This window comes from Spirosoma koreense (genome assembly GCF_054777875.1).
This window is the reverse complement of the sequence record NZ_BAAHAC010000005.1, coordinates 1,124,892-1,138,749: the sequence shown is the minus strand read 5'-3', so window position 1 is coordinate 1,138,749 and position 13,858 is coordinate 1,124,892. Positions and strand designations below refer to the sequence as shown.

At 52.4% G+C, this 13,858-nt stretch carries 11 protein-coding genes; 9 read left to right on the top strand and 2 right to left on the bottom strand.

What is annotated here, in order from left to right:
* The coding region (locus ACYVC2_RS10570; RefSeq protein ID WP_461102290.1) for a hypothetical protein at nt 1-329 on the bottom strand (329 nt) is incomplete at its 3' end.
* 681 nt (nt 330-1,010) lie between these two features.
* Here ACYVC2_RS10570 and ACYVC2_RS10565 point away from each other — a divergent pair.
* Nucleotides 1,011-1,727, top strand: coding sequence for a hypothetical protein (locus ACYVC2_RS10565; RefSeq protein ID WP_461102288.1), 717 nt, complete (start codon nt 1,011-1,013; stop codon nt 1,725-1,727).
* 390 nt (nt 1,728-2,117) lie between these two features.
* Nucleotides 2,118-3,218, top strand: a complete 1,101-nt coding sequence (locus ACYVC2_RS10560; protein WP_461102286.1) for an ATP-grasp domain-containing protein — start codon at nt 2,118-2,120, stop codon at nt 3,216-3,218.
* 68 nt (nt 3,219-3,286) lie between these two features.
* Here the strand turns inward: ACYVC2_RS10560 and ACYVC2_RS10555 are convergent, their stop codons facing one another.
* Nucleotides 3,287-3,502 carry a hypothetical protein gene (locus ACYVC2_RS10555; RefSeq protein WP_461102284.1) on the bottom strand — a complete coding sequence of 72 codons (216 nt, stop codon included), beginning with the start codon at nt 3,500-3,502 and terminating at the stop codon, nt 3,287-3,289.
* A gap of 207 nt (nt 3,503-3,709) precedes the next feature.
* On the opposite strand from ACYVC2_RS10555, the gene ACYVC2_RS10550 reads away from it, so the two are divergent.
* The 7 genes from ACYVC2_RS10550 (at nt 3,710) to ACYVC2_RS10520 (ending at nt 13,817) form a co-directional block, all read left to right on the top strand.
* Nucleotides 3,710-5,368, top strand: a complete 1,659-nt coding sequence (locus ACYVC2_RS10550; RefSeq protein ID WP_461102282.1) for a TldD/PmbA family protein — start codon at nt 3,710-3,712, stop codon at nt 5,366-5,368.
* 126 nt (nt 5,369-5,494) lie between these two features.
* The gene (locus ACYVC2_RS10545) at nt 5,495-6,859 is read left to right on the top strand and encodes a TldD/PmbA family protein (RefSeq protein WP_461102280.1); all 1,365 of its coding nucleotides are present in this window, start codon (nt 5,495-5,497) and stop codon (nt 6,857-6,859) included.
* 62 nt (nt 6,860-6,921) lie between these two features.
* Entirely contained in the window at nt 6,922-8,562 is a 1,641-nt protein-coding gene (locus ACYVC2_RS10540) for a TldD/PmbA family protein (RefSeq protein ID WP_461102278.1), read from the top strand.
* 132 nt (nt 8,563-8,694) lie between these two features.
* Nucleotides 8,695-10,053 (top strand): TldD/PmbA family protein, encoded by a 1,359-nt coding sequence (locus ACYVC2_RS10535; RefSeq protein ID WP_461102276.1) that lies wholly within the window; start codon nt 8,695-8,697, stop codon nt 10,051-10,053.
* Nucleotides 10,054-10,155: 102 nt separating this feature from the next.
* A complete protein-coding gene (locus tag ACYVC2_RS10530) occupies nt 10,156-11,796 on the top strand; it encodes a TldD/PmbA family protein (protein WP_461102274.1) in 1,641 nt (546 codons plus the stop codon).
* Nucleotides 11,797-11,923: 127 nt separating this feature from the next.
* Nucleotides 11,924-13,261: a TldD/PmbA family protein gene (locus ACYVC2_RS10525; RefSeq protein WP_461102273.1), complete on the top strand. Its 1,338-nt coding sequence runs from the start codon at nt 11,924-11,926 to the stop codon at nt 13,259-13,261.
* 25 nt (nt 13,262-13,286) lie between these two features.
* The gene (locus ACYVC2_RS10520) at nt 13,287-13,817 is read left to right on the top strand and encodes a GNAT family N-acetyltransferase (protein WP_461102271.1); all 531 of its coding nucleotides are present in this window, start codon (nt 13,287-13,289) and stop codon (nt 13,815-13,817) included.
* Nucleotides 13,818-13,858 lie beyond the last annotated feature (41 nt).

Genomic DNA, 13,858 nt, shown 5'->3' with positions numbered 1-13,858 from the left:
ATGCAACCGGTGACGGGGTTGAGCGTCAGATCGAAGAAGTTGGTGATGTCGCCGGTGATGTCGGTGAGCAGGTTGCCCGTCAGCAGGTCGGCGTTGGAGAGGCAAATGCCGAAGGCCATCTTGTTGGCGGCAGTGTTACCCCGAATGGGTACGGCGCCGTTGTTGCCGATGACGAAGGTCATCGAGAAGGGGGCACCTACCCCGCCGACGATGGGGGCGGGCAGTAAGTTGGTGCTGATGACGGCAGGGTCACCTCCGGGCTGGGCTAAGCTAACAAAGCTTATAAGTGACAACAACAAGCCAATTAACGTAGATGTAAGTCTAATCATAATTAGTGGAGTTTTGGGATTGATTACCCGTTACTAGTTGGAAAGTGAACTACTGAAATTAATTAGGTCTTTAAGAAGCTCATCTAAAGGCCTCTCAATTGTTCTCTCTGCCCGGCGATCTACTACTTCTGGAATAGAGCCTCGAGAAAAACGGGAGCTTTACATAAGCTTATATAACCTTCTAGTTTACAAATGCAACATCTTTAGTTAATCATAAATTAAATATTAGCTATAAATTAATAATCAATTGGTGATATTACAGTGACTACGGGACAAAGATAAGAGCAGTTTTACAAATAAAAAATATCATATGTATTTTTTAACATTAAATTCAAAAACTACGTTCATGCATCTTATAGAACAAGAGCTACCTGTTCGTTCTCCTTGTCCGTCGCTACCGAAGCATTAGACGGACATCAATCAATTTGTCACCTTCTTTTGCAAATATTTGCAGATTGTCTATTGATGAGCCTGGGTAAGATTTTGGCCTGCTGCCTGATACAGCCGAATTGGTATGCTGATCTATTTAGTCTATACAGGCATTTCACCCGGTACCAGACTCATTTCAGTGAGGTCTTTATACAGTTCAGCCAACACGCGCTGGGTGCAGGGCTGATAACCGATGTAAGTTTGTCATGTCCTCTACAAACCAGGCAGCAACTCAAAATCAACATGTCATCCATGCCAACATTTACCAAACTGGGCACCTTTGCCCTCGTCATTATCTTCTCCATCAGCACGTCGATGGCACAGCAATCCGTTCGGCCGTTGCCGAAGAAGACCGCCGTTCGGCCCAGTACATCGTCGGCAACCCGGCCAGCATCGACTCAGGTACGCAAACCGGCCGCTTCTTCGCCCACCCAGACGCAGGCTCCCGCAGCCGCGCCCGTAACCCGTCAGGCTCAGCCTCAATACTCTGCAAACAGATCCGCCCCGACACCTCGATACGTCGCGGCAGCTCCTCATCACCGAACTGTATACCTGAACGCGGGCGTAGGTTTGGCAACCTATTACGCCAGTGGCTTTCCTATTGGGGTATCCGCCGAAGTAGAAGCAAAAAATGGTTTTTCAGTAGGTGGTTCAATAGACTACTACCATTATAATTATGGGTATTACTCAGGAGGCTACAACTTCGTTTACGCAGGTGCCCGGGCCTCATATCATTTTCCAACGCAGAGCAGCAATTTCGATCCGTATATAGGCGCCACGTTAGGATTCCGCTTCGCCGGTGATTCAGGCGGATATGGCTATTACTATGATAACTACGGGTACAATAGCGGCTTATACGTAGGGGTTCATCTGGGTGCCCGCTGTTATTTTAGCCCTAAGGTTGGCGCGTTTGCAGAGGTCGGTTATGGCGTGTCAGCCGTGAAGCTGGGCATAGCTGCCAAACTTTGAGCCAGATTTTCTGCTAGGGGCAGTGCCGCCGTTCTTAACTGAGCCTTGTGCCCCCCTTACCTTATAAAGGCGACTAACGACTTGAATCATTACCTGCCTACGTTACGATAAAATCACATGACCTGTTTACGCTTTTCTGCCCGCTGAATGGTTTCCAACAATGTAGGCGAAAATGGGCAGTAAGCCCCGGCAGGGCACACAACCGCTTTATCGGACAGCCGGTAACCCGGTCACAATCATCGATCTAAAGCCTGACCGCGGTCAGGCTTTTTTGTTTAAGTAAAAAATGAACTGCAATTTGCCCCAATATTGCTGTCGCCGATAACTAATGGTTTACGGTTCTGGTTGTTTTTATAAGAATCCTATTAGTCAGCATTTAATCGATTGATTATGAGCGCCAAAAAGAAGATTGGAATTTTATTCGGCCAGGAAAATACGTTTCCGCAGGCCTTTGTAGACCGTGTCAACGAAAAACAGGATGAGTTTCCGGCCGAGTTTGTGAGCATTGAACAGGTGGAGCAAAGCGTACCCACGGAGTATGCCGTAATTATAGACCGGATCTCGCAGGATGTTCCTTTTTATAAAGCTTATCTGAAAAACGCTGCCCTGACCGGTACAGCCGTTATCAATAACCCGTTCTGGTGGAGTGCCGACGAGAAATTCTTCAATAACTGTCTGGCAGTTCAGTTGGGGGTTCCGGTGCCGAAAACCATTCTGCTGCCATCTAAAGAGCGGCCCGACGATACCAATCACAACTCATTCCGCAACCTGAAGCATATGAACTGGAATGCCATTTTCGAGCAGATCGGTTTTCCGGCCTTCATGAAACCCCACGCGGGCGGGGGATGGAAAAGTGTTTACAAAGTAGATAACCCCGATCAGATGTTCAGGGCCTACGACGAAACCGGCCAGTTAGTCATGCTCTATCAGGAAGCCATCGACTTTACCGACTATTTCCGCTGCTACTGTATCGGTGGTAAAGACGTTCGGATCATGCCTTATGAGCCCCGCAATCCGCATCACCTGCGCTACGCAGCCGACATGAAAACAACGGGCGACGCAGGCAAAAAGCTACTGGCCACCATGCAGGATTACGTACTGAAACTGAATCACGGTCTTGGGTACGATTTCAATACGGTAGAGTTTGCGGTTCGCGATGGTATTCCCATTGCGATTGATTTTTGCAACCCGGCTCCCGATGCCGACATTCATTCAGTGGGACAGGCAAATTTTGAGTGGGTGGTCGAAGCAGCGGCCAACATGGCTATCGACCGGGCGAAAAAAGTACAGAAAGGAACCGATAACCTTACCTGGGGCACATTCGTCCGGGGTTCGGTCGGTTCGGTCGTACCGCAGGCACCAGTCCCGGTAAAAGCAGAAAAATCGGCCAAAACCAGCACTACGCCTAAAATAGTAGAAACACCTAAAGCAGGCGAGAAAAACCAGAAAGAAGTAGCCTCACCGGAAAAGCCCAAAAAGGGTAAGAAATAGTTTCTTTGGCCGCCAACTTCCCGAAAGTCCAGTACGCTCGGGAAGTTGGTGAGCTGCCAGTCAATGCCTTATAGCCCAAGAGCCGTGGGGGATAGCCCGACATCACGGGCCGACGTGCGCAGTATCGCCAGCATCTCTACGTAGCTGAACAGGCGTCCGTCGATATAATTATGCTCTTCCGGATCAGCAAAGGTGCGCTTCTCTTCCAAATCCCTAATATTGGCGTGGACGGTGATCAGCACGTCCTGTATAAACTCTTCCAGTTGTTGGGTGTACGTTGCCATGGTTCGCTTTATCCTGGTAATGCTCTCCGAAATCAACCTGTATGTCATCAGGTTTTCAAAATATTATTGGGTATAAATACGCAAATGCCAATTTACCATTCGTCACAAAAATTTCGACGGATACAAACCTATCCATTATTTTTGGCCATATTCGTGTTTTCTGAGTGCGCGTAAACCCAATCATCAACAAATTTCTTGTCATTATTCATGCAAAGAAGAGATTTCATCCAGTTATCTGGATTAGGAATTAGTGGTCTGTTGACAGCCAATATTCCTGTGCTGGGTAACGCAGTTTCGGCCGATTACCTGCGGGAAGCCACCAATCCGAATGCGCGAATCGACGCGGCTACTAAAAAACGCCTGGCGGATATTGCCCTGAATGCGGCCAAAAGTAAAGGGGCTACCTACACCGACGTCCGGATTGGCCGGTATCTGCAACAGTACATCTTCACCCGGGAAAAACAGGTTCAGAACATTGCCAGCGCCGAGTCGTTCGGGGTCGGTATTCGGGTGATTGCCAATGGCACCTGGGGCTTTGCCGCCACTAGCAGCGTTACGCCCGACGCCATTGCCAAATGTGCTGAAACGGCCGTAGCCATTGCCAAAGCGAATGCTAAACTTCAGAGCGAACCCGTGCAACTGGCTCCGCAAAAAGGTGTTGGTGAAGTTACCTGGAAAACGCCGATCAAAAAGAACGCGTTCGAAATTCCGGTGCAGCAGAAAATCGATCTGCTGATGAACGTCAATGGCGAAGCGATGAAAAACGGAGCGGCTTTCGTTACGTCGAACCTGTTTTTTATCAACGAGCAGAAATATTTTGCCTCGACCGACGGTTCCTACATCGACCAGGACATTCACCGCATCTGGCCAACCTTCAGCATCTCGGCGGTTGATCGCGCGGCTGGCAAATTCAAAACCCGCGATGCTCTCAGCTCGCCCATGGGCATGGGCTATGAATACCTCGATGGGCTGGCCTCCGAAAAAATCAAAGCCCCCAACGGGCTGGTCGGCTACCGCAACTCGTACGACATGGTCGAAGATGCGATTCTGGGCGCCAAGCAGGCAAAGGAAAAACTGACGGCTAAAACCGTGCAGCCGGGCAAATACGATCTCGTCCTCGACCCGAATCACCTGGGCCTGACGATCCATGAGTCGGTCGGCCACCCGCTCGAACTGGATCGGGTACTGGGCTACGAAGCCAACTATGCCGGAACGAGCTTTGCTACCCTCGATAAGTGGAAAAGTAAGTCTTTTAACTACGGCAGTAAGCTCGTCAACATTGTGGCCGATAAAACGCAGCCCCACACGCTGGGCACGGTCGGTTACGACGACGAGGGCGTTCCCGCTAAGCAGTGGGATCTGATTAAGGACGGGATTCTGGTAAATTACCAGGCCATTCGCGATCAGGCGGCTATTCTGGGCGAAAAAGAATCGAACGGCTGCTGCTACGCCGACAACTGGGACTCGGTACAGTTTCAGCGGATGCCCAACGTATCGCTGAAAGCCGGCACCGAAAAACGCTCGGTATTCGACATGATCAAAGGCGTCGACAAAGGCATTTACATCATTGGTCGCGGCTCATATTCCATCGATCAGCAGCGCTATAACTTCCAGTTTGGCGGCCAGTTGTTCTACGAAATCAAGAACGGCGAAATCGTGGGTATGCTCGACGATGTGGCTTATCAGTCGAATACCCAAGAATTCTGGAACTCCTGCGCTCAGCTCTGCGACCAGGACGACTACCGCACTTTCGGGTCGTTCTTCGATGGCAAAGGGCAACCCTCCCAGGTGAGCGCGGTGTCGCACGGCAGCGCTACTACCCGCTTCAACGGCGTCAACGTCATCAATACCGGACGAAAAATCTAACTTGATACGGTCATTTATCAGTCTTTACGCGGTCATTAATAGTCATTTGTTGCCAGTTGTGGCTCCACTAAATGATCATCAATGCCAACTTATGACGATGAATGACACCCTAATAATGAATAAACTATGGCAATCTTAACCAAAGACGAAGCAAAAAAGATTATCGACAAGGTGCTGTCGTACTCGAAATCCGATGAGATGAGCGTCAACCTGTCGGGCGGTCGGACAGGCAACATTCGTTACGCCCGTAATGCCGTCTCGACCAGTGGCGAGAGCACGAATCTGTCGCTAGCCGTCACCTCGGTTTTCGGCAAACGCTCGGGCACGGCCACCATCAATGAGTTCGACGATGCCTCGCTGGAAAAAACCGTCCGGCGCGCCGAAGAAATTGCCCGGCTGGCCCCCGAAAACCCCGAGTATATGCCCATGCTGGGGCCGCAGACATACCTGCCCGCCGATCCTTACGCGGAAAGCACGGCTAAAATTAACCCCGATTTCCGCGCGCAGGCCACTTTCGACAGCATCGATCCTTGCCGGAAAAAGAACCTGACAGCCGCGGGCTACATGGAAGACACGACCCGCTTTACGGCCATCGGCAATACGAAGGGATTAACGGGTTATAACCGTGAAACCTCGGTCGAATTTTCGATCACGGTTCGCACGAACGATGGACTAGGCTCAGGCTATGCCACTCGCGACGTAACCGACGTATCGAAGCTAAGTACGAAAGACGCCACTGAAATCGCCATGCAGAAAGCGCAGGCGTCGGCCACTGCCCGCGCCCTGGAACCCGGTAAATACACCGTGATTCTGGAACCCGCGGCTTTACTGGCCAACGTAGATGCCTCATTGATGGCCGCCATGATGAACTCACTGGATGCCCGCAACGCTGAGGAAGGCCGCAGTTTTCTGAGCAAAAAAGGCGGGGGTACGCGTCTGGGCGAAAAGCTTTTCGATGAGCGGGTTACGATTTATTCGGATCCGACGAACCCCGAAGTTCCAGCAGCTGCGTTTGGCGGGGGCGGGGGTGGTCGCTTTGGTGGAGGAGGTAGCGATGGCCGCCCGCAGGAAAAAGTTACCTGGATTGAAAAAGGAGTCGTCAAAAACCTCTCTTACTCGCGGTATTGGGCCGAGAAAAAGGGCGTCAAAGCCATTCCGCCACCAGCCAATTTTATCATGGAAGGCGGCACGCAATCGCTGGCCGATATGATCAAGAGCACCGAGAAAGGGATTCTGGTCACCCGTTTCTGGTACATCCGCCCGGTCGATCCGCAAACGCTGCTCTACACGGGCCTCACGCGCGACGGGACGTTCTACATCGAGAACGGTCAGATCAAATTCCCCGTTAAGAATTTCCGCTTCAACGAAAGCCCGGTCATCATGCTCAACAACCTCGAAGCGCTGGGCAAACCGGTTCGCATGGGGGGTAATCTGATTCCGCCGATGAAGATCCGCGACTTTACCTTTACCAGCCTGTCGGATGCCGTTTAGAAGCGCTGTCCTGATGATACTAGATAACTCTTTATTATTTAACCTAAAAGTAGAAAACAACCTTGAACCGCCGAGATTTTAACCAACTTTTAGGCATGGGTGCCGCCGGGATTCTGATGCCCACCCTGCCCGCTTTTTCCCGCTCTGTCTCGCCCGAAGCGCTGCTGGAGCCTGGCCTGGATGTTTCTGTCAAGAAGCGGCTGGCCGACGCAGCGCTAAATGCCGCCAAAGCCAAAGGAGCCACCTACGCCGACGTGCGCATCGGTCGCTACCTGAACCAGTTCGTACTCACCCGCGAGAACAAAGTGCAGGGCATTATCAACTCCGAGTCGTTTGGCGTAGGAGTTCGGGTCATCGCTAATGGCTGCTGGGGCTTTGCCTCTGTAGGCGATGCCCGCGATGAATCCGTTGTGGCTAAAGCCGCCGAAACAGCCGTGACGATCGCCAAGGCCAATGCCCGGCTTCTGACTGAGCCGGTTCAGCTGGCTCCGCAGAAAGGCTTCGGCGAAGTAAGCTGGAAAGCGCCCATCAAGCGGAATGCGTTCGAAGTACCGATCAAAGAAAAAGTCGATTTGCTGCTGTCGTGTAATGCGTCAGCTATGAAAAATGGGGCCAACTTCGTGAACAACGTCCTGTTTCAGGTGAATGAGCAGAAGTACTTTGCCTCGACCGACGGGACCTACTCCGACCAGGACATTCACCGGATTGGACCCAGCTTTACCGTCACCGCCGTCGATCCGCAGAACGGACGTTTCGCGACGCGCAACTCGCTGAGCGCGCCGATGGGCATGGGCTATGAATACCTGCAGGTCAATCCGGCCGATAAAGTAACGGGTGTTACGACCCGCTACAACAAAGGCTACGACATGCTGGAAGATATTACCTTAGCAGCTAAACAGGCTAAAGAAAAGCTGTCTGCCAAATCGGTCGAAGCGGGCAAATACGATCTGGTGCTCGATCCCTCCCATACCTGGCTAACCATCCACGAGTCGGTGGGCCACCCGCTCGAACTCGACCGTGTGCTGGGCTACGAGGCCAACTACGCTGGAACGAGCTTTGCCACCCTCGATAAGTGGAAAACCAAAAACTTCAATTATGGTAGCCCGGTCGTTAACTTCTTTGCCGATAAAACACAGGTGGGTTCACTGGGCGCGGTCGGCTGGGACGACGAAGGCGTGAAGACCAAGAAATGGGATTTGGTAAAAGACGGAACTTTGGTGAATTATCAGGCCATTCGGGATCAGGTCCACATCATTGGCGAGAAAGAGTCGCAGGGGTGTTGCTATGCCGACAACTGGAGTTCAGTACAGTTCCAGCGCATGGCTAACGTCTCATTGGCCGCCGGCAAAACGCCACTGTCGGTAGAGAACATGATCAAGGATGTCAAGAAAGGCATTTACATCATCGGCGACGGCTCGTTCTCGATCGATCAGCAGCGCTACAACTTCCAGTTTGGTGGCCAGCTCTTCTACGAGATCAAAGACGGCCAGATTGCCGGCATGCTCAAAGACGTAGCCTATCAGGCTAATACCCGCGAGTTCTGGAACTCCTGCGTAGCTGTCTGCGATGAAAGCGATTACCGGCTGGGCGGTGCATTCAACGACGGCAAAGGGCAGCCTTCGCAGTCGAGCGCGGTGTCGCACGGCAGTTCGACGGCCCGATTCAACGGGGTCAACGTCATCAATACAGCTAGAAAAATATAGTCATTCAATGGTCATTCGATTGCCATTCGTAGTCATTTGTCGTTTTACCTACCAATCATACGGTTTTAAATGACAACTATTTGACTATAAATGACGACCAGATGACCATTCTGCCAATCAACAACTAAACAAATGGCGATCTTAACGAAAGACGAAGCAAAGAAAATAATCGATAAAGTACTGGCGTACTCGAAATCCGATGAGATGAGCGTCAACCTGTCGGGCGGTCGGACAGGCAACATTCGCTACGCCCGTAATTCGGTGTCGACCAGTGGCGAGTCGGATAACCTGTCGCTGGCGATAACGGCGGTTTTTGGCAAACGCTCGGGCACGGCCACCATCAATGAGTTCGACGATGCCTCGCTGGAAAAAACCGTCCGGCGCGCCGAAGAAATTGCCCGGCTGGCCCCTGAAAACCCCGAGTATATGCCCATGCTGGGGCCACAGACGTACCTGGAAACCAGCACCTATGCCGAAAGTACGGCTAAAATCGATCCGGCTTTCCGCGCACAGGCAGCTTTCGACAGCATCGACCCCTGCCGCCAGAAAAACCTGACGGCCGCAGGCTACATGGAAGACACAACCGGTTTTGCAGCCATTGGAAACAGCAAAGGGCTGTTCGGCTACAACCGGTCGACGAGCGTCGATTTTTCGATAACGGTTCGTACGGCCGATGGGTTGGGCTCGGGCTATGCCAACCCGGACGTCAACGATGTTAGTAAGCTCAACACTAAAGCCACCACGCAGATCGCCATGCAGAAAGCGCAGGCATCGGCCACTGCCCGCGCCCTGGAACCCGGTAAATACACCGTGATTCTGGAGCCAACGGCCTCGGTCGAACTACTGCAAAACATGATGCGCAGCATAGACGCCCGCTCGGCCGACGAAGGCCGCAGTTTTCTGAGCAAAAAAGGCGGGGGTACGCGTCTGGGCGAAAAGCTTTTCGATGAGCGCGTTACGATCATCACTGACCCCATGAACCCCGACTTACCCTTATCGCCCTTTGGCGGAGGGGGTGGCGGTGGCGGACAGGGTCGTTTTGCGGGTGGTGGCGATGGCCTGCCGCAGGAAAAACGCACCTGGATCGAAAACGGCGTGGTCAAAAACATGTTCTACTCGCGATATTGGGCCGAGAAAAAAGGCGTCAAAGCCATTCCACCCGCTTCCGGATTCATTATGCAGGGCGGCACGCAATCGCTGGCGGATTTGATCAAGAGCACCGAGAAAGGGATTCTGGTCACCCGATTCTGGTACATCCGCGCTGTCGATCCACAAACGCAGTTATATACGGGCCTCACGCGCGACGGGACGTTCTACATCGAAAACGGACAGATCAAATTCCCCGTCAAGAACTTCCGCTTCAATGAAAGCCCGGTCATTATGCTCAACAACGTTGAAGCACTGGGTAAGCCGGTACGGGCGGGTGGCCATTTGATTCCGCCCATGAAAATCCGCGACTTTACCTTCACCAGCCTGTCGGACGCCGTATAGTTTTTACTTAAACACAGAGACGCAGAGGCCACAGAGGAATGATAAAATCTGTGGCCTCTGTGCCGCACCGGCGGACCGCTCTGTGTTGAAACACCTACCACCATGAATCGTCGAAACTTTAACCAACTCTTAGGCATGGGAACGGCCGGTATTATCCTGCCGAGCCTCCCTGCTTTCTCCCGAACGGTCGCTCCGGAAGCCTTCCTGGAATCGGGCGTAGACGTGGCTACCAAGAAGCGGCTGGCCGATGCGGCTTTGAACGCGGCCAAAAGTAAGGGGGCTACCTACACCGACGTCCGCATCGGCCGGTACCTGAACCAGTTCGTTATTACGCGCGAAGACAAAGTTCAGAACATCGTCAATACTGAATCCTACGGCGTGGGCGTTCGGGTAATTGCCAACGGCTGCTGGGGCTTTGCCGCCGTGGTAGACGCGAAAAATGAAGCCGACACGGCCAAAGCGGCCGAAAAAGCGGTGGCTATTGCCAAAGCCAACGCCAAGCTCATGAAAGAGCCCGTCCAGTTAGCTCCGCAGAAAGGCTACGGTGAGGTAAGCTGGAAAGCACCCATTACCAAGAATGCGTTTGAAGTACCGATTCAGGAGAAGGTGGATCTGCTCATGTCGGTGAACAGTGCCGCGCTGAAGAACGGAGCGAATTTCGTCAACTCCGTCCTCTTCATGGTCAATGAGCAGAAGTACTTTGCTTCGACCGACGGCACCTACGCCGATCAGGACATTCACCGCATCTGGCCCATTTTTAACGTCACTGCCATCGACGCCAAGACCGGCAAGTTCGAAACCCGCCAGGCACTAAGCGCACCAGTCGGCATGGGCTACGAATACCTGCAAACGAATCCGGCCGATAAAGTAACGGGCATTACGACCCGCTACAACAAAGGCTACGACATGATCGAGGACGTGACGGCAGCGGCCAAACAAGCCCGCGCCAAACACACGGCCAAATCGGTCGAAGCGGGCAAATACGATCTGGTGCTCGACCCCTCCCACCTTTGGTTGACCATCCACGAGTCGGTGGGCCACCCGCTCGAACTCGACCGTGTGCTGGGCTACGAGGCTAACTTTGCCGGAACGAGCTTTGCCACCCTCGATAAGTGGAAAACTAAAAACTTCAATTACGGCAGCAAGCAGGTCAATCTGGTGGCCGACAAAACCCAGGTGGGTTCACTGGGTGCCGTGGGCTACGATGACGAAGGCGTGAAGACTAAGAAATGGGATCTGGTAAAAGACGGCACCCTGGTGAACTACCAGGCCATTCGGGATCAGGTCCACATTATCGGAGAGAACGAATCCCAGGGCTGCTGCTACGCTGATAGCTGGAGTTCAGTGCAATTCCAGCGCATGGCCAATGTCTCACTGGAAGCGGGCAAAACCCCACTGTCTGTTCAGAACATGATCAAGGATGTCAAGAAAGGCATTTACATCATCGGCGACGGCTCGTTCTCGATCGATCAGCAGCGCTACAACTTCCAGTTCGGCGGGCAGTTGTTCTACGAGATCAAAGACGGGCAGATTGCCGGCATGCTCAAAGACGTAGCCTATCAATCGAATACCCAGGAATTCTGGAACTCGTGCGTGGCCGTTTGCGACCAGAGCGATTACCGGTTGGGTGGCTCTTTCTTCGACGGCAAAGGGCAACCCCCGCAATCGAGCGCGGTGTCGCACGGCAGCGCTACTACCCGCTTCAACGGGGTCAACGTCATCAATACAGCTAGAAAAATATAGTCATTCAATGGTCATTCGATTGCCATTCGTAGTCATTTGTCGCTTTACCTACCAATCATACGGTTTTAAATGACAACTATATGACTATAAATGACAACCAAATGACTATCAGAAATGCCCCAAAACCATGGCTATCATCCTTACCGAAGCAGAAGCGAAAGCCCTGCTCACCAAAGTTTTAAGCTACTCTAAAGCCGACGAATGCGAGGTCAACCTGCTCGGCGAAGAGCGCGGAAATCTGCGATATGCCCGCAATGAAGTGTCGACCAGCGGTTCATTAATCAATCAGAACATACAGGTTCAGTCGGCGTTTGGCAAGAAAGTCGGCATCGCCACCATTGACGAATTCGATGATGCGTCGATTGAAAAAGTGGTGCGCCGATCGGAAGAACTGGCGAAACTGGCACCCGAAAATCCGGAATATGTCAGCGTACTCGAACCGCAGCAATACCTGAAATCAAGCGGTTTTTTCGATTCGACAGCGAAAATCACACCAGATACTCGGGCGGACGCCGTTGCGAAAAGCCTGCAGCTTTCGCGGGAGAAAAACCTGGTGGCCGCCGGTTTTTTGCAGGACAATTATGGTTACCGCGCCATGATGAACTCGAAAGGGTTGTTTGCCTATTACCCTAGCACCAATGTCAATTTCTCCCTGACCGTCCGTACGAATGACGGTAAAGGCTCGGGCTACGTCGCTCGCGGCTACAGCGATTTTACAAAGCTGGACACAGCAGCCGCAACCCGTATCGCCATCCAGAAAGCGCAGGGGTCGGCGGAAGCCCGCGCCATCGAACCAGGTAAATACACCGTGATCCTGGAACCGACGGCGGCTGTGGTGTTGCTCGAAAATATTTTCTTCGACATGGACGCCCGCTCGGCCGACGAAGGCCGGTCGTATTTCAGCAAGGCGGGTGGCAAATCGCGCATTGGCGATAAGATCGTCGATGAGCGGGTTACAATTTACTCCGATCCTACCAATGCCGAACTGCCAGCGTCACCCTGGTCGGGCGACGGTCGGCCGCAGGAAAAAACCATGTGGATTGAGAAAGGGGTAGTCAAAAACCTGTCTTATTCGCGTTACTGGGCGCAGAAGCAGGGTAAAAAAGCGATACCAAGCCCGAATAATGCCATTATGGCGGGCGGAAATACATCGCTGGAAGACATGATCAAGACCACCCAGCGAGGAATTCTGGTCACGAAGCTCTGGTACATTCGTACGGTCGATCCGCAGACGATTCTACTCACGGGACTGACCCGCGATGGGACCTTCTACATCGAAAACGGAAAAATCAAGCACCCGGTGAAGAACTTCCGCTTCAACGAAAGCCCGATCATCATGCTCAACAACCTTGAAGCGCTGGGCAAGCCGGAACGGGTCGTCAGCACCGAAACCGATCAGAATTATTTGATTCCACCGATGAAGATTCGCGAGTTCACCTTCACGAGCTTATCAGACGCGGTGTAACCGACAGGCGAACCAGGCATACAGTATGGTCATTATTCGGAAAGGTGCTTATACGGATAAGAACGCGATTATCGAGTTGCACCGAACCGTTGCCCGGAGAAGTCAGGGGATTGCCCGAACTGAATCGGAAATAACGGATCAGTACGTCGACGATCTGTTGAAAACGACGGACAGTCAGGGGCTTATGCTGGTTGCGCTTACGCCGGAGAACCAGCTCATCGCCGAAATCCATGCCGCTGCCTATGGTCTCCGTATTTTCGACCATATCCTGACAGGCCTGACAATCGCAGTGCATCCGGATTACCAGAGAAAAGGAATCGGGAAATTGCTTTTTCAGGCCTTCTTAGAGGAAGTACAACGCAGTTTCCCTGAAATCAGCCGGGTTGAACTGGAGTCCAGAGCGTCGAACCAGAAATCACTTGGTTTGTATCGAAGTCTGGGGTTTGTTCAGGAAGGGTGCATGAAGAACAAAACCCGTAATGCCGACGGTTCTTATGAAGACAGCCTGCTCATGGCCTGGACCAAACCGGGTTTTGTTCCGAATACAACGGGGTAATGCGCGATACTTCAGCCACATTCGACAAAAAGACAAACCTC